This is a genomic window from Myxococcales bacterium (assembly GCA_012517325.1).
Classification (GTDB): Bacteria; Lernaellota; Lernaellaia; order Lernaellales; family Lernaellaceae; genus JAAYVF01.
In genome coordinates this window covers 1-21,181 of record JAAYVF010000106.1, presented here as the reverse complement: position 1 = coordinate 21,181, position 21,181 = coordinate 1, and the positions used below count along the sequence as shown (strand labels likewise).

Sequence of the window (21,181 nt, the reverse complement as noted above, 5' to 3'; positions counted from 1 at the left end):
GTTTAGCGAAGAAGACAAGGCGATGCGTACCAAAACCGTTGTCTTTTTGATTTGCGGCTTGGCGGCGGCGGTTTTGACGGTCTTCATCGCAACGAACGTTCAGGACAATAACCGGGAAGTGGTGCGGCGTCAGCCGGCCGCTGCGACGAACACGGCCCGCGATCTCGATCTATCCTCGGCGGTGGTGGTCGATCTTCCGTTTGTGGGTGAGTGGGTCGCCGTGAACACGCCGGCCAAACAAGTACCCAGCCATGGCACCAATTACTTCGGTCAACGTTTTGCATACGATTTCGCGCGTCTGAATGACTCCGGTCAAAGCTTTTCCAAACAGGACAATTGGAAGCAGATCGTGGGCGCTGTTCCCGCCGAGGATTTTCTCGCTTGGAACCAACCGATTTTGGCCGCGTTCCCGGGAGAGGTCATTGCGGTCGGCGAGGGGTGGCCGGACCAAATAAAAATCAATGTTTTGTGGGAAATGGCGCGCGGGAAACTTTTTCAACGACGCCCCGCGGGCCGCGATTATCGTCCCTTGACCGGCAACTATATTTTAATCGCCGGCACTCCGGGGGTGGCGCTCTATGCACATCTTAGACGCGGCAGCATCCGGGTCCGGACCGGATCTCGTGTCGAAACAGGTCAACCGCTGGGTAGCCTCGGCAATTCAGGCAATTCCTCGATGCCACATCTTCATTTTCACGTGATGGACAACCCCGATCCGTTGACGGCTCGGGGAGTTTTGTGCGCGTTCCATGCCTATGAACGCCGCGTGGGTGATGATTGGCAATCCGTCGAAATCGGCGTGCCGGGACCAATGGAGCGGTTCAGGACCGGTCAAAGCGACAACTGAAAAAAACTGGGGCGCAACAGGCTCCGCCCGTCTGGCGGTATTCGCCGGTATTTTGACCACCAATAGCGAGCCGATATCGGTGGGGAGGCGATGCGCTACGGGATGATCGCCACGTCTACCAGTTCCCAGTGGTTGCTCGGTCCGTCCGGCAGATCCAGCCAATGCCAGTCGCCGTTCTGGTAGATAGCCGCCGCGCCTTTCCGCGGATAGTAGTTTTCATCGATTACATAGCCGACGGCCCAGCCGGTGTCGTCGCGCCGGTCGATGGAATTCAAGACGATTCCCGTCAACCAGGGCTTGGCGGCGTCCGTCCAGGCGCCGTCTTGCAGATGATAAATATAGGCGCCTTCCAAAAAAACCTTGGAACCGTAGTAGCCGATCACCCAGGCTTCGCCGGGCGCCACGGCGGTCACGCCCGTAAACGCCGAACCGGAAGTGTCGTAAGAGACGGGATAATCATCCGGCGGAACGTTGGTCCAGGTGCCTTGCTCGTAAATTGTCGTCATGCCCCAGTACAGCGGCGCATTCGCGGCCGAACCGACGGCGAGGCCCCAGTCCGCGCCGGCGAAGTCGAAATCGCTTCGGTCGGCCTGGTTGAAGACGTGTTCCTCCTGCCACTCGCCGGAATCGGAGTCGTACGCGAGGAGATAAGTCGTGGTGGTGTAATACACCAAGTCATAGGTATAACCGAGCGCGAGAATCCGGTCGGCGATTTTCTTTATCTTTAGCAACGACCCGTCGGGCAGGGTCGCCGTATCGATCGCGAACCAGACTCCGGCTTGCCGCCGCCAGGCCAACGGTCGCGATGCGTCGTCGTCACGGCCGACGACCCAGGCGTCATCGTCCAGGCAAAGCACATCCCACAACGTCAGGTCGGCCGCGGTCGGAAAGGTATCATCGATCGTCCATTGCGCGTCGTCGTAGCCCAATACTTGCGTATCGGAAACCGCCAGACAGCGATCGGCGGCGAAACAGGAAATCGCGGCGAGATTCACCGTGGCTGGCGCGGATTCGTCCAGCGTCCACGCGCCATCCCGGTAATGCAGAAACAGTCCCGCGCCGCTTCCCCCGTAAACGCCGTCGACGCCGACGGCCCACGCTTCGGCCGGCGAAACATCATCATTGTCGTCGTCGTTGTCATCGTTGTCGTTGTCATCGTTGTCGTTGTCATCGTTGTCGTTGTCATCGTTGTCATTGTCATCGTTGTCGTCATCATCCTGAGCCTGTCCCGGACTTGAGCCGGGGTCGTCATCATCGTCGCAACTTAATGAGGCGCCGATAAATAAAAGCACGGCCACCGAACCAATCAGCGCGATCAAACGTTTCATGACCATCTCCCGACGACTTGCCGATCGAAATTGCCCGACCAAAAAATCCAGTAAGCGTTAAGGATAAACGAAAATATTATTTTCATCAAGATAATCATTCTTGGCGGCGGGTTGCCCGGATGAGGCGGCGGAAATGTCGGCCGCCGGCCCGCGCGGGCGCTTGATTCCCGCGCCGGCAACGGTTAAAAACGAAAAGTGATGGAAGTGGCACGGTAACTGGTGTGCCGCCCGGGCTTCAAACCCGGTGTGAGTCGCTAATCCCGGCTCGGGTGGGTTCGATTCCCATCCACTTCCGCCAGACTTTCTTAGGGGTTACAAGCACCTAGGCGTTTGTAACCCCTTCTTTTTGCCCACTGCAACCAGAAGTGCAACCACTCGACCATGTAAATAACTTCATGGCAGGCATTCCCCCTGGTTGCTCGGTGTCGTCGAACTCCAGCGCGTTGACGGCCGCGGCGAGCGCTTCCTGTTTCGCGTGCGAATAGATCTCCGTCGTCGAAATGTCGCTCTGCCCCAGCAGTTCCTTGAGCAGATACTGAGACTGTCTGCCGTCGTTCAGAAACATCGAGGCGAAGCTGTGTCGCGCTTCGTGGAATGTCCGGCGGGCCGTTTCAGCCCTGGCCAAAACGTTATCCCACGCCTTCTTCAGGTCGAGGTCCGACAAGCATTGTGCTCTCGACACCCTGATATTGCGCCCGGCTAACGAGGATCTCGTTTCCGACGAAGCCGATGTCGGACCAGTGTAGCGCCGTGATTTTGCCGACCGCGCCTTGATCTCCGATTGGAATGGCTCGATCGGGTATGGACCGCTTTTTATCCTTCTTTTTTGCGGCCGGATGGATCGTCGATATCGCCGCGGTATTGCAGCGCATCGCGTCCGCGCTCGCCCGTGCTGATGCGAATCACGTCGTCGGCAGGCAAGACAAAGATGACCCCGTCGCCCTCCTCGCCTTCCGAGTCGGTGCGTGCGGCCTGGATAATGGTCTGAATCGTTCGCTCGACGTTGTGTTCGCTCAAGAAAATATTGAGCTGCATCTTCGGCAAGAGGTCCATCTGGTAAGATGAGCCGCGCCAAGCCAGTGTGATGCCGCCCTGGCGCCCATGCCCGTGTACCTGATGGACATTCATCCCGACGATGCCGATGGCGCGCAGTGCGTCTTTAACGTCTTGCAGGGACTCTTCGCGAAGAAAGGCCTCAATCTTCTTCATCGCCAACTCCTCGGGTTTTCAATGGGATTCGACGCCGGCGCGCAGCAACGTGAGCGATTCGCCGTGCTGACTGATATCAAGGCCGACCAATTCCTGCTCACGCGTCACACGCAAGGGGATGATCAGGTCGGTTATAAGATACAACAGATACGAACCGCCGAAGGCGAAGACTGTCACGATCAGCAATGCCAGCAAGTGGTGCAAAAATGTCGTCAGATGACCATATACAAGACCCACGTCCTTGGCGAACACCGCCGTCAACAGCATGCCGACCGTGCCGCCCACGCCGTGACAGGGGAATACGTCCAGCGTGTCGTCGATCTCGGTCCACGTTTTCAGGGCCACCAATGTGTTGCTGATTATCGCGGCGACGGCACCGATGAAAACGCTCACCCCGATCGAAACATAGCCCGCGCCCGGGGTAATCGCGACCAGACCGACCACCGCGCCGATGCTCGTGCCGATCGCCGTCGGTTTCCGCCCGCGCGCCACATCGAAGAAAATCCAGGCCAGTGCCGCCGAAGCGGATGCCGTATTTGTCGTGGCAAAGGCCATGGCCGCCGTTTCGTTGGCCGCCAGCGCCGAACCGGCATTGAAGCCGAACCAACCGAACCACAACATCGCCGCGCCGAGGATAACGAACGGAATATTGGCCGGCAGCATCGGCGCGTGCTTTTTCCCGCTGCCGTTGCGGCTCCCCAGCATGATTGCGCCGGCCAGCGCGGCGAATCCAGCCGACATGTGCACGACAGTGCCGCCGGCAAAATCGAGCACGCCCATCTTGCGCAGGAAGCCGTCGGGGTGCCAAGTCCAATGCGCTAACGGGCTATAAATAACCAGCGCCCACAAAACCAGGTACAACATGTAACTATTGAATCGCACGCGTTCAGCAAACGAGCCGGTGATCAACGCCGGCGTAATGATAGCGAATTTGAGTTGGAAGAACGCGAAAAGCACGAGCGGTATAGTCGGCGAAAGCGTCGGATGGGTGGCGCCGCCGACCTGACGGAACATGAAAAAGGTGAACGGATTGCCGATCACGCCGCCGATGCTGTCGCCATACGCGAGACTGAACCCCACCACAAACCAGACAATGCTGATCAATCCCATGGAAATGAAGCTCTGCAGCATTGTCGAAATGACGTTCTTTGGCCGCACCATTCCGCCATAAAAAAAGGACAGGCCGGGAGTCATCAACAACACGAGGGCGCTGGAGCACAACATCCAGGCCACGTCACCCGAATTGATCGGGCCGCCGCTCACCGAGGGACCGGCCAGCGGTACAAACGCCGCGAACAGTCCAATCGCGGCCAATATAATCAACGGGATGGCGGTTCTTTTCATCGTGTAATTCTCCCTAAAAAAGAGTGGGTTGACGACGGCGCACCGCTTCCTCGCGAGTGGGTGCGCCTTCAGTATTGTGCCGCGCTGAGTAAATCAAGTTTCGTGCCAGAGGCATCCGGGGCTTTCAACCCATTGAAAAGTAAGCAAGTTACGTATTTTCAGTGCGGAAGCAGAGTAATAGGTCGACACATATTTGTTTCTTTTATTGTATTTGATACAAATTTGTGCCAAATTATCAAAATGGAAAACCAATCCTTCACCCTGGCGCAACTCCGCACGCTGCACGCCATCGCTACGGTGCTGGCCAAACCCGGCGAGGTTGAAACCGTGTTGCACGACACCCTGCACATACTCGCCGAACAGCTCGGTATGAAGCGTGGCGCCGTCGCGATTCTGCGCCGCGACTTGCAGGAGATTCATACGCTGGCGCGCGTCGGCATGGAGGACGAGCGCCAAGATCCCGTCGTACTGCGCCTCGGTGAGGGGATCACCGGCCGCGTCGTAAAATACGGTAAGCCCATCGCCGTGCCGCGACTTGACCGCGAACCGCTGTTTCTCGACCGCTCCGGCTCGCGGCGCCAGCTAAATCGTGCCGACCTCGCGTTTCTCTGTGTGCCGATCAAGTACGGCAAGGAAGTCGTCGGCTCGCTGTCGGTCGATCGCGTAGCGACCGACGAAACGGAACTCGCCGATGAGATCCGATTTCTGGAAAGCGTGGTCGAGCTGATCGCCTCGCGCGTTGAAAGCCGTCGCGTGGCCGAAGAAAACCGCTGGCTGCGCGAGGGCGCGGGGTTGTCGGGCGCGTCAGGGTTGATCTACGGCGCGTCGCCGGCGATTCGCCAGGTGCGCGCGCTGGTCGCGCAGGTTGCCGACAGTAAGACGACCGTGCTCCTTACTGGCGAAACAGGCGTCGGGAAGGGCCTCGTCGCGCGGGCGATTCACCTGAGCAGCCCGCGGCGTGACCAGCCGTTCGTTAAGGTCAACTGCGGCGCGATTCCCGAAAACCTGATCGAGAGTGAACTATTCGGCCACGAAAAAGGCGCGTTCACGGGCGCGACGCAAACGCGCATCGGCCGCTTCGAGTCGGCGGACGGCGGCACGATCTTTCTCGACGAGGTCGGCGAACTGCCAGCGCAGTCGCAGGTCAAGCTGTTGCGTGTCCTGCAGGAGCGGGAGTTCGAACGCGTCGGCGGGCAGCGAACGATCAAAGTGAACACGCGTCTGATTTCCGCAACCAACCGGGATCTGGAACAAGAAGTTGCGGCGGGCAAGTTCCGCACCGACCTGTTCTACCGTTTGCACGTCTTCCCGATTCACGTGCCGCCGCTGCATGAGCGCGGGGCCGACGTGATGATGCTCGCTGATCGCTTCACCAAACTATACGCTGAGGAATTGGGCAAGGAGGTCAACCGCATCGACACGCCGGCAATCGATATGCTGATGGCTTATCATTGGCCGGGCAACGTGCGCGAACTGGAGAACGTCATCGAACGCGCGGTGCTGATGTCGACCGACGGTGTCATTCACGGTCATCTACTGCCGCCATCGCTGCAAATGAAGGCCGTCGAAGGGCGCACCAAGCGGCGCGGCAAGTTCGAGCAACTGGTCGCCGCTTACGAAATGGAGTTGATCGTTGATGCGCTGAAAGACGCCGAGGGCAGCCAGACTCGCGCAGCCTATCTTTTAGGTACCACCAAACGCATCATCCAATACAAGGTAAATAAATACGGCCTCGACTATCGCAAGTTCCGCCAAAAACCGAGACTGGATAGATCGGAGGATTAATCATTGCGCCTTCGCTTTGGGATGTCCGCGAGGGGACCGGCGCGCGCCGATGGTTGACGTGGATTCAGCGCTACGCCGACCGAATTGAGAAGGAAGCGGTGGAAACCTACTTCAAGATCTCCGACGATGAAGAGGAGCTATTGAAGTGCGACGACGACAACGACGAAGACAAGGATGACGAAGGCGACGAGAACGAAGGTGACGACGACGATAGCCCGGCCGAGGAGGGCTGACAGCCAGCAAAAAGGCGCGCTGCAATCAGCGGCGTACCCTGCCCTGCGTGGTGGGGAACAAAACCCATCTAGTTGACGCCTGAGGTGATCCAAAACGTGGTTGCAGTGCAACCAAAACAGCGCTTAAGACGTACTTTGCCGTATCGAGACGTAGGTCACACCAGAATAACAACAACACGTGAAATCAAGGGGTTCGGTAAGGTGCCGGAACTACGTCGCTTTACGGTTTTCTCAGATTCTTGGTTCGATTCCCATCCACTTCCGCCAGACTTTCTTAGGGGTTACAAGCACCTAGGCGTTTGTAACCCCTTCTTTTTGCCCACTGCAACCAGAAGTGCAACCGCTCGAAACTGTAAATAACTTCTTGGCAGGCATTCCCCCTGGTTGCTCGGTGTCGTCGAACTCCAGCGCGTTGACGGCCGTGGCGAGGACTTCCTGTTTCGCGGGCGAATAGATCTCCGTCGTCGAGATGTCGGACTGTTACAACACTTCCTTGCGCTGTTTGTCGATCAACTTTGGTTTGGTAAAGTAGTTGACGTCAGTCTACCTCGGTCGGTGAAGACCAAGTATTCTGGGGTGCCATAAAAGGAGATCGCGATGAAAAAAATGGGCTCGTTGCTGGTGGGATTGTTGGCAATCGCCGGCTGTGCGACGACGACCACGGCTCGGCTGCATCTGCCCGAGTTGCGGACGGTGTCCCAGGTGGACCTCGATCGCTACCTTGGCCTCTGGTACGAGATTGCCAGTTTTCCGCAGAGTTTCCAGCGAGGATGCACCGGCTCGACCGCGACTTATTCACTGCGGAACGACGGGGATATCGACGTGGTCAACCGTTGCCGGATCGGCTCGCTGGACGGCAAGGAAAAAGTGGCCGCGGGTTTGGCGCAAGTGGCGGATCGAACGACCAACGCCAAGCTGCGGGTCAGTTTCTTCCGCCCGTTCTGGGGCGACTATTGGATCATCGACCTCGGCGCCAACTACGAGTACGCCGTCGTCGGGCATCCGAGCCGGGATTATCTCTGGATACTCAGCCGCACACCCACGATGGAATCCGGCGTCTATGAGGGAATTGTCTCGCGGCTCAAGGCGCAGGGATACGAGACAGAGAGATTGAACCGGACACTGCAACCGTCCGGCGATCGCTAGGCGGCGTGAGGCGCATGGGGCCCCGGCAGCCGTGACATCCCCGAACGGGGGTAATTTTTAGCGCCGGCACAGCCCTCAATCGCGCAACGGTTTTCGCGTCGGGTGGGGACTGAAAGTCCGGCGGGAACGTGTGGGGGACGCCAGCAACCGGTAGAATGGGTGCCAATCGACCATCACCGGCAAGGGGAGGCAACGACATGAAAATCATCGTGACGGGTGCGACGGGTTTTATCGGCGGTCGGCTGTGTCGCGCGCTATTGGAACGCGGACATGAAGTCGTGGCGCTGTCCAGAAGTCGGAAGAGCGCCGAAGTCAAATTGGGCCCCCAGGTACAGGTCGCGGAATGGGACGGCAGATCCGCCGAATCTTGGTCGGATCAGGCGGACGGGGCGGACGCGATCGTCAATCTCGCCGGTGAAAACATCGGCGCGGCACGCTGGACCCAGTCGCGCCGGGAAGCGCTTCTTTCCAGCCGGCTCGACAGCGGTCGGGCCGTCGTGGACGCCGTTCGGAAAGCCAAACGGAAGCCATCGGTTCTCATTCAAGCGTCGGGAATCGGCATTTACGGCAACGCGGGCGACGCCATCGTCGATGAAACCGCCGCGCCGGGCCAGGGTTTTCTGGCCGAGCTCGCGCTTCGTTGGGAGGACGGCGTCCGGCCGGTTGAGCAAGCAGGCGTGCGACTCGTGTTCCTCCGCACCAGTGCAGTGTTGGACGACAAAGAAGGGGCGCTGCCCAAGATGCTTTTACCGTTTCGGTTTTTCGCCGGTGGGCCGGTCGGCTCCGGCAAACAATGGTTCCCCTGGATTCATGTTCAAGACGAGGTGAACGCCATCCTCTTTTTGCTGGAGCGCGCCGACCTCAAAGGCCCGTTCAATCTGGCGGCGCCGGGCGAGACGCGGCAACGCGAGTTCGCCAAGGCGCTCGGCAAGGCGATCGGCCGCCCGGCGTGGGTGCCGGCGCCGTCTTTCGCCCTGCGGATGCTGCTTGGGGAAATGGCCGACGAGCTACTGTTAGCCGGACAACGAGCGAAACCGCAACGTTTGCAGGAGGCGGGTTTCGTGTTTCGTTTTCCGGAACTTTCCGCCGCGTTGGCCGATCTCTTGGCGCGCCGGCAAGGGAATTCGGCGTGACGAGTGAATTGGCCGCGCCGGAATCGGGTGTGGCGATGATTAATCACGGCTTGGCGGGTGAGCATCTATCCAATCGTCCACTTTAAGCCATTGGCTATACAACCACCCGATCCGTTTTTCTCGATCCGTGGGAATTTCCGCAAACGGCACTTTCCAGAGATGGACCCGGATCGTACTGCCGATGAGCGAACCGGATAGCAAATGGCTCGCTTTACCGGCGGACTCGAATCCCACTTGGGCGCAGAAAACCGCCGCGGCTCCGCGGTTGGCTTCCAGTAACGCGAGCGATCCTCCCAGCCGGGGAGGGAGCACGTGCCGGAACGAGGAAGCCCGTTTAAAAAGATCGGCGTCGTTTTTGCTCTTCAGCCGCTGGAGCGCCCGTTGCAGTTTTTGCATCGTGAAACGAGTGCCTTCGGGGTAGATCATGACGCCGTCCCGGGGGCTCAGATCTTCCATCAGCCGTTGGATTTTCTCGATTTCGCGGGTGCTTTCGCCCGAACCGCGTCGCACGAAGCAGTTCGGCACCCGATGACCGACGATATCCAGGCACGGATCCCAGAGAAGTTCGCTTTTCATGATATGACGGATTCTCATCGCGTGCGGGATGATGAACAGGGCGGAAGGAAGGATCACATCGGGAAGACTGGCGTGGCGGATAAAAAGGATGAACGGCCCCTCGTTCACGTCCTCCGGCGCCTCGACGGAAACCTCGATTCGAAAGATCCGTAAGGCGCCATGATACAACGTCCTGGCCCACCATCTTTGCAAGGCGTAGTTCGCTTCGACAAAACCGGTTTTGCCGATGCCGAGCCATCGCCCGCTGAACAGCCAGATGACGAAGCAGGCCAGGATGCCGACGGATTCACACCACAGGTACAGAAAGAGATAGAGCAGGCAGCGAACGACCGCCCAGCGGGACCGTCCGATCAGGTCATGGACCGCGGCGAGTGGAATCGTCAGGGGCAGCGTCGCCACGACGACGGCGAAAGCGAAAAACACCAACGGAATGCTGATCCAGCGCCTTGCCCACCGGCGAATGAATTCGGGAAGGTCAGCGCGGTTCACGTCCACCCCCAAGCCCATCCGACCGAGGAAACCCTTGAACAAACCCCGGTTTGTTTACGACCGAAAAAGCACCGGCCAAAGAAGCGCGTCGAGACAGAGCAGGTGAAAAGCGAAGATGCCCGCGCCGATGGTCGAAGGCCACCAGAATTGATCCGGCGACCAGCTTTTCAATCCGGCCAGCATGACCAGCATCACCAATGAGCCCAGCGCCGCCAACCCCAGAACAACCCGGACGGCGATCCACGACCCGATCGATGGCGACTCGAGATAGGAGAACGTCAAGGACATCCATAAGGCGGACGGGACCAGAATCAGGAGAAAGGGAACCGCGAACGAACCGAAGGGAACGCTCCAGGGCAGATTCACCTTGGCTGGGTCCATGCGCAGCGCGATATGGTAGAAAAACAGCAGATATCCGACCGCCGAAAGCAGCATCGAGACGGTGTAGATGCCACGGATACCTTCCGGCACGCCTCCCCACAACCGATCCCCCTGGCCGGGATGCGCTTGAATGCCGAGAACGTAGCTGCCGATTACCGCGATTCCTCCCAGCATATTGATTGCCCACAAAGCGATTTTCGAAGTTGTCATCCGGCTGCTCCTTTTTTTCTCCCTTTAAGGAAACACCTCACCTCGCCGAAAGCAAGTTCGATAAAAAGGGTCGCTGAAAGCGCGGCCCTTTGCTTTTGCCGTTATCGGTCGGCCTCCCCGCTCAACATCCGCACCCGCTGTCGGACGAATCGTCGTCCTCGGAATCCGTACCGCCGTCCGTCGCGTCGTCGTCCGCGCCGTCGTCATTGTCATTGTTGTCGTCATCGTCATCGGCGGCGTCATCGTTGTCGTCATCGTCGTCATCCGCGGTGTCGTTATCATCATTGTCGTCATCATCGTCGTCGTCATCGTCATCATCGTCGTCGTCGTCATCCGCGGTGTCGTTGTCATCATCGTCATCGTCGTCGTCATCATCATCCATATATTCCGAGACCCCGCGGAACGCCCCATTGCCCGGGATACCGCCCGAATCGACCAGGGTCCAGGTCGTTGCGTCACTGGAATAGTAGGTGTGTTGATGGTGCGTGGTCTGATCGATGGGGCAGGTATGCCAATAACCGGGATCACTGGGGAAATACAAGCCGATACACCAGGATCCGGCCGCGAGGGGAGTATCAAACGCAGGAATGCCGGTAAGGTTCAAAACCATCCAATCGCCGACGACCACACCGAAAGTTTCGCCGGTGTAGAAAGCCGCGCCTTCGGGTCCGCCGGCGCTATCCGGGTCTGTCCAAACCGTAAAGCTCGCCAACCTGCCGGGAGTCAGATAAGTGTCGCCGTAAGCGCGGATTTCGATCAGGGTCGAAGGATAGTGTTCGGGGGCGATGCAACTTAACAAGTAGATCGGATTGCCTTGGAATCCCGCGGACGTCTCGTAACCGCCGTCGTCTTCAATCAGATCCTCGGTTTCCGCCAACACCCACGCGGCGGGAAAAACCACGGCGGCCGATAAAACCAGGAATAACATCATTGTTTTTCGAGTCGGCATATTTACCTCCGGAATAGTGTTTTTTTATGATTACGGATTCTGTACGCCTACATTAAGAAAGATTTAATTCAGCCGATTACGAACCGCACCCGCACCCGCTATCGGACGAATCGTCGTCATCAGCGGTCGAGTTGCTGTCCGTCGAGTCGTTATCGTCATCGGCATCGTCGTTGTCGTTATCGTTATCGTTATCGTCATTGTCGTCGTCATCATCATCGACCAGATCATCATCGCCGGAATCGTCATCGGTTGTGTCATCGTCATCGTCGTCGTCATCGTCATCGTCGTCATCATCGTCATCGTCGGCGAGGTCCCTGAAATCGGGGATGCGGTGAAAGGTCGTGAAATTGGCGTCGTGATAGCCGTGGGGCATGATACCACCGCCCATCGGGTGCGCCGTGCGCGAGACGAAGACGATATCGCTGCCGTCGATCAGCCAATCGACGTATTGCCAGGCGTGAAAAACCGGATCCCAACTCCAGAGAATATCGGCGACCACGTTCCAATGACGCAAATCGGGCGAGGAAGTAAGGCTCAGGCGATTGCGCATGGCATAAGGATGGCGTTGTTTGTTCACGAGCGACCAGTACAACCCCGAGGTCTCGTCGTAACGGATGGTGAATTTGACGCCGCCGCCGGGGAAATCAACGAGATCGGTTGTGGGATCGAATGTGGCCGTCGTGCCGTCCGCGCTCACGTGAACCATCGCCGCCGTTTCAATCAGGCCCAGGGAAGCGACGACGTCGGCGACCCGGAGCAGGTTCACGACTTCGCCCTCCGGGGTCACCACCGCGTTGCCTTCCAACCAGCCGATGCCCGGCCAGGCATCCTCGTCGAACGACAGGCGGTTGGTGGCCGTCCAGTTGGCGGCCACGAGCAGATCGGCATCGACGGGCGCCGACATTACGAAGGCGCGGAAGTAATAGCCCCATTCCCCCGGATCGTGAATGTCTTCCATGGCGCGCCACAAGCGGCCGTCGTGAATCGCCACCGGCACGGGCGCGGTATGGTAACCCGTGTCCGCAAAAAGAACGCCGGTGTTTTCGTCCAGGGCTTCGGTCCAGGTGAGGCCGCCGTCATCCGAGCGATGAATGACGCATCGGCTGCCGGCGCCGCCGCCGGTGTCGCCCAGGAGATATAACGAGCCTTGATGATAAAACAGCGAAGCCCAATGCAACGGCTCTACCACGGCGAGGAGCGTCCAGTTGATTCCGTCGTCCCGGGATTCCAGCACCATCGTGCGCGTCCCGGCCGGCATGCCGGGGCCTCCCTGGTCGTGTGAAACCACCCAGACGCCGTCGGGCAGCCTGGCAACGGACGGCGACATCAGGTAGATGTTCGCCGGGTCGGCACTGTAATCGACCGCGACGCCGGGCAGGTCCACGGCTTCGGTGCGGAAAGACCACGCCGGGCCCACCACGACCGTCGTATCTTCCAGCACCGTATCGACGCGCCAGTAATAGGTTTGGTCGAAATCCAGGTCGGCGACGGCGAACGACAACTCGGCGTCGCCGTCAACAGTGCCTTCAAGGTCCGGTAGCCCCAGGGGATCGAGGATCACCGCTTGATCCGTGTCGAGCAGAACGCGGTAATGTTCCACCGGCGAGGGATTGCCGACGGGCGCCGCCCAATGCAACAGCACGGCTGACGGCTCGATCCATTCCCGGCCATCCGCCGGAAGCGGATCAGCGGCCGGCACCTCCGTCGCCCCGGCCGGGAAAACAGACAAAAGAAGCAATAAAACTGATAGACAAGCAAGTTTTCTCATTGCTTCGAGCCGATGGTTGGTTTGGTTGCTGAAAATCATACCCATATTCGAGAGCCGGCCACAAGCAGGAATTATCCGCCCGGCGGGTCGCTTTCACCGGCGGTAAAGCGGGGCCACGATGTTGAAACCGTCAGGAGAAAGTCAGTTTTTCATTTCCGTTTCGTTTGATATCATTAAATGTTCCGTGAAAACCCGGAGGGACCGATGAGCGCGAAATCATGCTGGGCCGTTTTTTTCGCCTTGTTTTGTCTGACGGCTCTCGGCGCCGCGTGCGGCGACGATGACGACCCCGGATCAAGTCCGGGGCAGGCTCAAGATGACGACGACGATAACGACGACAACGATAACGACAATGACGACAACGATACGGGCGACGATGACGACAACTGCGTCGGCGAGGGGAGCGGCTATGCGATCGTGCCGGATCACCTAGAATGCTGCGCCGGTCTCGACTCGGTCGGCTGCGATACGGTGAACGAGGAGACCGGCGAGTGTACGGCCTGCGATGGGTTCACCTATTGCACGAACTGCGGCGACGGAATCTGCGGCCCGGAAGAAAACAAATGCCGCTGCCCCGCGGATTGCGACGCCGGCGATGACGACGACACCACGCCGGAGAGCCCGGATTACCCGAACGACGACCTGTTGCGCGTCAACGATTTGCAGGGACTGGGCACGCACAACAGCTACCACATCGAGCCGCCGCTGCTGATCTGGCCCGATTACAACTACACGCACAAACTGCTCGACGAGCAGGCGGCAATCGGCGTGCGCCAGTTCGAACTGGACTTGCACTGGATTCCGAACCAAGGCTTGCGCGTCTTCCACGCGCCGATCATCGACCCGCTGTCGACGTGCGAGGTTTTCACCGATTGCCTGGCGGCCCTGAAGGAATGGTCCGACGGCCATCCGGGCCACCACCCGATCCTGGTGTTTTTGGAACCGAAGAACGACCTGAACATCAGCGACATCGCCGCGCACGCCGAGGATGTCGAGGCCGATATCCTCTCGGTCTGGCCGCGGGACCGCATCCTGACGCCGGACGACGTGCGGGGCGAGTACGACACGCTGCGCGAGGCGATCCTGACCGCCGGCTGGCCGACGCTGGGGGCGACGCGCAACAAGATCATTTTTCACGCCCACAGCCTGGATGAATTCCTCGCCAACTACCACGCGCTGTATCCCGATCTGGAAGGGGCGCTGATGTTCACCGATTCGACGCCCGACGATTCCTACGCCGGCATCATGCCGCTGAACGACCCGATCGGCGACGAAGCGGCGATCCGCGACGCGGTGACGCAAGGCTTCCTGGTGCGGACGATGGCGGGTGATTGCTGCGACGAGCCGGAACAGAACGATTACACGCGCGTCGAGGCCGCGCTGGCGTCGGGGGCGCATTTCATCAGCACCGATTTCCCGTCGCCGGACAACGAGTACGAATATTTTGTGGAGATTCCCGCGGGGAACCCGTCCCGCTGCAACCCGCTGACGGCGCCCGAATTCTGCACGGCCGCCGACATCGAGAACCTGCCCGAATAGGGCGCGGCTATCGCAGGCCGGCGGGCGTCACGACCAGCGGCCGGTCCAGAATGTTCAGGATCCCCGGGATTTTCTCGTCGGAAAAATCCGGGATGTTGTACATGACGGAGTTGCCGCGCAGATCGCCTTTTTTCGGGTCGATCATGACGTCGATCGTATAGCCCACGTTGCCGCACTGGCCCGGATCGTTTTCCGGCGGGTCCAGCGCGTTTCGATCGTCCAGGTAGAACAGGTTGGGCGAGACGCCGAACCGCGGATCGAAGGCGACGCGGTTGAGCCAGGCGCCCCGGTAGGGCGGCATCATCGTCGCGACCATCCATTTGTAGGGCGAACGGTCGAGCGCCTTCTCTTCCGGGCTCATCACCCCGTCGATGGTCACCGGCCGCGGATTTTTTTCGTTGCGGTAGGTGCCGCCGGGGAAGCCGCACAGCGCGTCGGTCGTGACGGTAAATCGCGGGTCGGAAATCACCGTTCGCGGGTCGAAGGGCACGCTCACCTCGGTGGGGAACTCGAACTGGTTCGCATAGTAGACGTTGTCGAGCATCGCGGACGGCGAGGGGATGTTCAGCAAGACGATGACGCGGTTTTGCGTGTGCCGGATGACCCGCACCGGCCCGTCGATCCAGGCGACGACCTTGCAGGTGAATTCCTCCTCGTTTCGCGCGAACTTCAGCCGGCCGCCGAACATGTTCGCCGTGAAGCGGATCTTGAGCCGGTCGACATAATTCTTCCCGTCGCCGCCGCCCTGCGGAGTCAGGGCGAGATACCCGATGCCGATCGGCGCCTTTTTATCGAACCCCATGGTGTAGTTCGTCGCGTAAATCATGTTGTTCGCCGGGTCGTAGCGCACGTAATCCGCGCGGGCGGGCGGGGGCGGTTGATCGAAAGCCAGCAGGTAGATCCAAGCCTTGCCGCCGTCGACGGGATCGGTGATTTCGAGCGAAACGGCGGCCTGCCAGCCGGCCGGGAAGGACGTTTTCTCGGCCGGATCGCCGGCGTCCCGGGCCATGAAGACGATTTCGTCGTTCGCGTCCAGCCGCCCGCCGTCCTCGTCCTTGCTTGCCTTGGAACCGAAGGGGAAGACGAGTTGGCCCTTGGCGTTGCGCTCGTCGATTTGAAACGGAATCGGCACGAAGTCCGACGCGGTTTTGGCGTAAGCGCGCAGCGAGGAAATCGGCCGGCCCAACAGCGGCCCGCAACCCCGGGCGTTCAGAACGACCGCGTCGACGGTGCGCTGGAGTGTTTTGGCGGCGGCATCGCCCGCCGAGAACAACGCGGCGAGCAGCAGAAAAATGAAGAACGTTCGTTTTGTCATTCGATCCGACCTTGTTTCGGCTTTTCGGGCCGGCTTGGGCCTGGGGTTTCGCGGCAAGGTACTCCCGGCGTTGACCCGGCGTCAACGTAAAGCGCGAATCGGGAATCCGGCGGATCGCGCCGAGAGGAAAAATTGACCCGCCGGAGGGAATGATCTACGCTGCCGAAAGGTTCAGGGGGAGTTGCCGAATGCGCGTCACGTTTCACCTTACCGATCGCTGCCGCAACGAGTGCAAATTCTGCTTCGTGCGGCCGCACCGCGACCCGCGCGAACTGCCCGCCCGAATCTGGAGCGACGCGGCGGCCGCGCTCGCGACGCTCTTTCCCGGCGTCGAGATCGTGCTCACCGGCGGCGAGCCGCTGTTGTTCGACGACGTCGACGCCATCGTCCGCGCCGCCGCGCGGGCCGGCGCGATCGTGCATTTCAATTCGAGCGGCGACGGCCTGGGCCCGGAACAGGCGCGGGAACTCGCGCAGGCGGGCGTGCGGCACGTCAACCTTTCGCTGGACGGACCGCCGCCGCTGCATGATTTTCTGCGCGGGCGGCCGGGCGCCTATCGCCGGGCGAACGAGGCGCTGGACAACCTGGTGGGCAACGCGCCCGACGTGCGCCGGAACATCGTCACGGTGGTGATGGGCGCCAATCTGCCGGGAATGGCGGATTTCGCCGACGCGCTGTTCGCGGACGACCGCGTGGACGGCGTTTATTTTCAGATTCTCGCCAACCCGGCGGGAGTCGACGGCGGCGACGCCTGGCTCGCGGACCCGGACCTCTTTCATCCCGATGCGGAACTGCGGCGGCGCGTGATGCGGCATCTCCAGGAGCGCCGGGCGCAAGGCGCCAAAATCAACAATCCGGCGGCGGCTTTGGCGATGCAGGCGGCGGTTCTGGCGGACCCCTCGCGGGCGGTCGAGGGTTCCTGTCCGATCGAGGAATTCGGCTTCTGCGTCGATGCGCGCGGCGACGTTTCGCTGTGCGGCCTCTTCGCCCCGCTGGGCAACATCGCGCGCGAACCGCTGGCAACGATCCTGGCGGAGGAGCGACGCGCGCCGACGATCCGGCGCATGCGCGAATGCCGCCGGCCCTGCCATCGCCGCGTCAATTGCGCCAGCGCGGCGCTCTGAAGAACGTTTTGACGATCTCTCCCTGTCGCGAATGTGCCGCTTGGCGCGCGCCCGCTTTTCAACCGCAGCAGGTCAGGTCGTCGTTGTCGTCGTCGTCATCCGGGGCATCGTCATCGGCCGCACCGCCGTCATCGTCATCCGGGGCATCGTCGTCGGCCGCGTCGTCGCCGCCGGTGTCGTCGTCGTCCGTTGCGGCCGGGACGCACTGATCCGCCGTCTCGTCGCAGGAATCCGCGGCCTCGCAAGGGTCGCCTTCATGCCCGGAGCAGGCGCCGGCGAGACAGCGATCGGCGCCGTTGCAGAAGAGGCCGTCGTCGCAGACCGTGTCGTCGGCCGCCGCGGACCAGGCGTCTTCGTTTTGCGGCGGGTCGCACACCTCGCACGGATTGTCCGGGTTGGCCTCGCCCGCGGCGCGGCACAGTCCGTCGATCCGGCAACCATCGCAGATCTGCCCGTATTTCCCGATCCAAACCGCGTCGTTTTCGGTGGCGGCGAGGTAAACGTTGCCCGCGGCGTCCAGGCCGATTTCCGCCGGACGATAGGATTGATCCTGCGCGCCGCATTCGATCGCCGCGACGAGTTCGCCTTGGGAGTCGATCTTGTAAAGCTTCCGGTTCCAAACCGAGCCCGAATCGACCACACCCACGAGATAGGCGTTGCCGCCGGCGTCGACCGCGAGGGCGCCGTAGGCAAGCAAATCGTCGCCGCCGAGGCTCTCATCCTGTTGCCACAACCATTTTCCTTCGCCTTCGGCCGAAAAGCACAGCAGCAACAAATCTTTGTCGCCGTTTTCGTTGGTGGTGTAACCGGCGACCAGCACGTCGCCGGCCGGCGTCAACGCGAAGGCGGACGGTCGATGGTCGCCGGCGAGGTAATGCCCGTAAAAGTTTTCCCACCGGATCTGCCCTTGGGGGTCTGCCGAGAAAACGAAGAGATAGTCGCTGACGCTGTCGAAGTAGCCCGTGACGTAGGTGTTGCCTTGTTCGTCGACGGCGCCCGCGACGAAATTGTTGTAACTGGAATCGTTGACCGAATATTTCCAGAGATTTTTCCCGGCGGAGGTGTATTTCCCGGCGAGGATCGTCTTGTAATCCGAATCGAGATTTTCGCCGAAGATGTAGAAATTTCCTTCCCGATCCGGCAGCAAGGCGGCGGGGACTTCGTCGCCGTCCGTGATGTCCTGATCCCAACGGCTCAACCATTCCTGGGTGCCGTCCGGCGAGTAGGCGCCCAGCCACAATTGGTTGGCGTAGCCGAGCCAGGGGCCGAGGTAAACCGCCTTGGTCAGCGCGAACGCGAAACGATCGTCCGCGGTGATCGCGCCCATTGCGAAGCAGGTGGCCTGGGAGGAGTTCGCGTGCCGCCAGGCGAGCGCGCCGCCGGTCTTGTATTTGCTGAAATAGGACTGGCAAGGCGCGCCGATGATGTCGGGAATGATCGCCGACGCCGTGTAGATGTTTTCGTTCGCGTCGACCCGGATCTGGATGCCGGAAATGCCGTCGCTGGCCACCGTTTTGCGCCAGAGAAAATGGCCGGCGTCGTTGATTTTGGCCAGTTTCCCGGCGGCGGTGAAATAGGTCGAACCTTCGTAGCCGTACGACAGGTAAATCATCCCGTCGGCGGTCACCACCAGGTCGAACGGTTCGTTCGCCGCGTCGTCGTGTACGGCTTCGGTCGTTTGCCAGAGTTCCTGGAATTGATCGGCGAACAGGGCGGGTTGTAAAAAGCAAATTCCGAGGAGGGCCGCAACCATGAAGAAAAGACGTTTGATCTGATCCATCGCCAATTCCTTTCCATGAAAAAATCCGGAAACGCTCCGGATCGTCTTCTCCATTGAAAGAACGGAATGAAATTCAGCTCACGCCGGTGGGAATTATCTTCCCGGAGTTATCCATTCGTCAACCCCATTTTTGTAGTACGAGGCAAGTTTTGCTCGCGCGGCCGTCGGGAACGTGTTAAAACCGGAAACGAATGAAGCAAGATCACCGGCCAGCCGAAAGATTCCCCCTCCGCGGCGGAGTCCTTTACGCGCTGGGCGCGGCGGCGCTGTTCGGCGCCAGCACGCCGTTCGCGAAATTGCTGGTCGGCGATCTTTCACCGGTTTTACTCGCCGGTTTGCTGTACCTCGGATCCGGAACGGGATTGTCGATCATCTATCTGGCCCGGCGGCGCCGCGTTCAGGACGCGGCTCCCCTGTCGCGCGCCGATTGGCCGTGGCTGGCCGGGGCGATCCTGTTCGGCGGCATCGTCGCGCCGATCCTGCTGCTGACCGGTCTCGCCGCGACGCCGGGAGCGACCGCCTCACTGCTGCTCAACCTGGAAGGCGTTTTCACCGCACTACTGGCCTGGTTCGCCTTCCGCGAAAATTTCGATCGCCGGATCGCCGTCGGCATGGCGCTGATCGTGACCGGCGGCGTGGTGCTTGCGTGGCCGGAGGGCGGGTCCGGCCTGGGGTTGCCGCTGGCCTCGCTGGCCGTGGCGGGCGCCTGCCTTTGCTGGGGAATCGACAACAATCTGACGCAAAAGGTGTCGGCGGCCGACCCGCTACTCGTCGCCGCCGTCAAGGGGATCGTCGCCGGCGGGGTCAACCTGCTGATCGCGCGGCTGGCGGGCGCGACGTTGCCGCCGTTGCGGTTGGCGCTCGGCGCGGCGGTCGTCGGTCTCTTGGGTTACGGCTTCAGTCTGAGTCTGTTCGTGCTCGGCTTGCGGCACCTGGGCACGGCGCGGACCGGGGCGTATTTTTCGCTGGCGCCGTTCATCGGCGCGGCCGTCGCGGTGCCGCTGCTGGGCGAGCCGCCGACGATACCGCTGTTCGTCGCGGCCTGCCTGATGGGTTCGGGGGGGCTGTTGCATCTGACCGAAGTGCACCGGCATGAGCATCGCCACTCTTTATTGGAGCACGCGCATTCGCACGTCCACGACGAGCATCACCGGCACACGCATGAAGCGACGATCGAAGCCGGCGAATCGCACGAGCACCGGCATGTTCACCAGCCGATCGTCCACTCCCACGGTCACTATCCGGATATTCATCACCGGCACGATCATTCGTGATGGGATGCCTCTTACCCAAACGGCCTTGACCTTTCGCGATCGCCTCGGTCCAAAAACCTGGTCATTATTTAGCGCCGTCATGAACCTGGAAGCGCCGACCGCTTGTCCACTGTAAGCGACTTAGCAGCCGCGATACAAATCCTCATCGTCTTTCCATGCGAAAGCCGGAATCCACTCCGTCATGCCGCCGCCCACCAACCGGTCATGCCGAACTTGTTTCGGCATCTCAAAGCCCAACCCTGAAAAAATCCTCGCCGTCTTTCCGTTCGCCAGCCGGAACCCACGCGGGGAGCGCCAGCGACTTGACTGGTGTAAGAGCGGCTTAGCAGCCGCGATTTCACCTTTCCGCCAAACCCTCCGCCGGATTTGCCGGAACGAATAATTTTCGCTTATTTATCCGTGACTTCCGATTTAACTATGATCGCCAATGGGAGGCCATTCGTAAGTATTAAAAATGATTCATATTTTTTCCTTGTTTTTTTTATTCAAAGATGTATCTTTCTATTCGCCTTCCGGGTGGAGCAGCGTGGTTGGATGAGGTGAGGGCGGCGGTGAAGGCGTTTGGAGAGCGCTCATGCCCAATTGGTACGTCGATCCCGACCAGTCCGACGATTCCGGCGCCGGCGAAAGCTGGGCCACCGCGAAAAAACATCTCAATGCGATGATTCAGGCGCTGACCTATCCGCTGGCCGGTATGCCCGTCACGCAATTAGGCATTGATCTATGGGCCGACATCTCCACCGGGTCTGAC

General features: G+C 60.3%; 17 protein-coding genes, 1 tRNA gene and 2 pseudogenes. 12 read left to right on the top strand and 8 right to left on the bottom strand.

The window, feature by feature from the left end; all coding sequences use genetic code 11:
* The first annotated feature begins 22 nt into the window (after positions 1–22).
* Complete coding sequence (locus GX444_18225) at positions 23–847, top strand: M23 family metallopeptidase (GenBank protein ID NLH50515.1); 825 nt, start codon at positions 23–25, stop codon at positions 845–847.
* 95 nt (positions 848–942) lie between these two features.
* Here GX444_18225 and GX444_18220 read toward each other — a convergent pair whose 3' ends face one another.
* On the bottom strand, positions 943–2,175 hold the full coding sequence (locus GX444_18220) for a hypothetical protein (GenBank protein NLH50514.1): 1,233 nt from the start codon (positions 2,173–2,175) through the stop codon (positions 943–945).
* A 200-nt stretch (positions 2,176–2,375) separates the two neighbouring features.
* Between GX444_18220 and GX444_18215 the strand changes: the two genes are divergently transcribed.
* Positions 2,376–2,473: transfer RNA gene (locus GX444_18215), tRNA-Sec, on the top strand.
* A 24-nt stretch (positions 2,474–2,497) separates the two neighbouring features.
* Here GX444_18215 and GX444_18210 read toward each other — a convergent pair.
* The 3 genes from GX444_18210 to GX444_18200 form a co-directional block, all read right to left on the bottom strand.
* Positions 2,498–2,839: a tyrosine-type recombinase/integrase gene (locus GX444_18210; GenBank protein NLH50513.1), complete on the bottom strand. Its 342-nt coding sequence runs from the start codon at positions 2,837–2,839 to the stop codon at positions 2,498–2,500.
* Between the two features lie 149 nt (positions 2,840–2,988).
* Complete coding sequence (locus GX444_18205) at positions 2,989–3,384, bottom strand: P-II family nitrogen regulator (protein ID NLH50512.1); 396 nt, start codon at positions 3,382–3,384, stop codon at positions 2,989–2,991.
* 18 nt (positions 3,385–3,402) lie between these two features.
* Entirely contained in the window at positions 3,403–4,728 is a 1,326-nt protein-coding gene (locus GX444_18200; protein NLH50511.1) for an ammonium transporter, read from the bottom strand.
* A gap of 240 nt (positions 4,729–4,968) precedes the next feature.
* On the opposite strand from GX444_18200, the gene GX444_18195 reads away from it, so the two are divergent.
* The 4 genes from GX444_18195 to GX444_18180 all read left to right on the top strand — a co-directional run bounded on the left by GX444_18195 (position 4,969) and on the right by GX444_18180 (position 9,025).
* On the top strand, positions 4,969–6,513 hold the full coding sequence (locus GX444_18195) for a sigma 54-interacting transcriptional regulator (protein ID NLH50510.1): 1,545 nt from the start codon (positions 4,969–4,971) through the stop codon (positions 6,511–6,513).
* A 53-nt stretch (positions 6,514–6,566) separates the two neighbouring features.
* Positions 6,567–6,746, top strand: a complete 180-nt coding sequence (locus GX444_18190) for a hypothetical protein (GenBank protein ID NLH50509.1) — start codon at positions 6,567–6,569, stop codon at positions 6,744–6,746.
* A gap of 597 nt (positions 6,747–7,343) precedes the next feature.
* Positions 7,344–7,892 (top strand): lipocalin family protein, encoded by a 549-nt coding sequence (locus GX444_18185; GenBank protein NLH50508.1) that lies wholly within the window; start codon positions 7,344–7,346, stop codon positions 7,890–7,892.
* Between the two features lie 197 nt (positions 7,893–8,089).
* A complete protein-coding gene (locus tag GX444_18180; GenBank protein NLH50507.1) occupies positions 8,090–9,025 on the top strand; it encodes a TIGR01777 family protein in 936 nt (311 codons plus the stop codon).
* A gap of 39 nt (positions 9,026–9,064) precedes the next feature.
* On the opposite strand, the gene GX444_18175 is transcribed toward GX444_18180, so the two are convergent.
* Positions 9,065–10,000, bottom strand: a complete 936-nt coding sequence (locus GX444_18175) for a hypothetical protein (GenBank protein NLH50506.1) — start codon at positions 9,998–10,000, stop codon at positions 9,065–9,067.
* 144 nt (positions 10,001–10,144) lie between these two features.
* Positions 10,145–10,681 carry a hypothetical protein gene (locus tag GX444_18170; GenBank protein ID NLH50505.1) on the bottom strand — a complete coding sequence of 179 codons (537 nt, stop codon included), beginning with the start codon at positions 10,679–10,681 and terminating at the stop codon, positions 10,145–10,147.
* A 221-nt stretch (positions 10,682–10,902) separates the two neighbouring features.
* Here GX444_18170 and GX444_18165 point away from each other — a divergent pair.
* The 3 genes and pseudogenes from GX444_18165 to GX444_18155 all read left to right on the top strand — a co-directional run bounded on the left by GX444_18165 (position 10,903) and on the right by GX444_18155 (position 14,937).
* Positions 10,903–11,061 (top strand): annotated as a pseudogene (locus tag GX444_18165) (peptidase).
* 715 nt (positions 11,062–11,776) lie between these two features.
* Positions 11,777–11,956 (top strand): annotated as a pseudogene (locus tag GX444_18160) (hypothetical protein).
* Between the two features lie 1,646 nt (positions 11,957–13,602).
* On the top strand, positions 13,603–14,937 hold the full coding sequence (locus GX444_18155) for a hypothetical protein (GenBank protein ID NLH50504.1): 1,335 nt from the start codon (positions 13,603–13,605) through the stop codon (positions 14,935–14,937).
* 7 nt (positions 14,938–14,944) lie between these two features.
* On the opposite strand, the gene GX444_18150 is transcribed toward GX444_18155, so the two are convergent.
* Positions 14,945–16,252 (bottom strand): hypothetical protein, encoded by a 1,308-nt coding sequence (locus GX444_18150; protein NLH50503.1) that lies wholly within the window; start codon positions 16,250–16,252, stop codon positions 14,945–14,947.
* 188 nt (positions 16,253–16,440) lie between these two features.
* Here GX444_18150 and GX444_18145 point away from each other — a divergent pair, with 188 nt between their 5' ends.
* Positions 16,441–17,376 carry a radical SAM protein gene (locus GX444_18145; GenBank protein ID NLH50502.1) on the top strand — a complete coding sequence of 312 codons (936 nt, stop codon included), beginning with the start codon at positions 16,441–16,443 and terminating at the stop codon, positions 17,374–17,376.
* Positions 17,377–17,434: 58 nt separating this feature from the next.
* Here the strand turns inward: GX444_18145 and GX444_18140 are convergent, their stop codons facing one another.
* On the bottom strand, positions 17,435–19,156 hold the full coding sequence (locus tag GX444_18140; protein NLH50501.1) for a hypothetical protein: 1,722 nt from the start codon (positions 19,154–19,156) through the stop codon (positions 17,435–17,437).
* A 191-nt stretch (positions 19,157–19,347) separates the two neighbouring features.
* On the opposite strand from GX444_18140, the gene GX444_18135 reads away from it, so the two are divergent.
* Together GX444_18135 and GX444_18130 are read left to right on the top strand one after the other, a co-directional pair.
* Entirely contained in the window at positions 19,348–20,430 is a 1,083-nt protein-coding gene (locus tag GX444_18135) for an EamA family transporter (protein NLH50500.1), read from the top strand.
* 574 nt (positions 20,431–21,004) lie between these two features.
* Positions 21,005–21,181 (top strand): hypothetical protein (locus GX444_18130; GenBank protein NLH50499.1); only part of this gene is annotated, 177 nt, incomplete at its 3' end.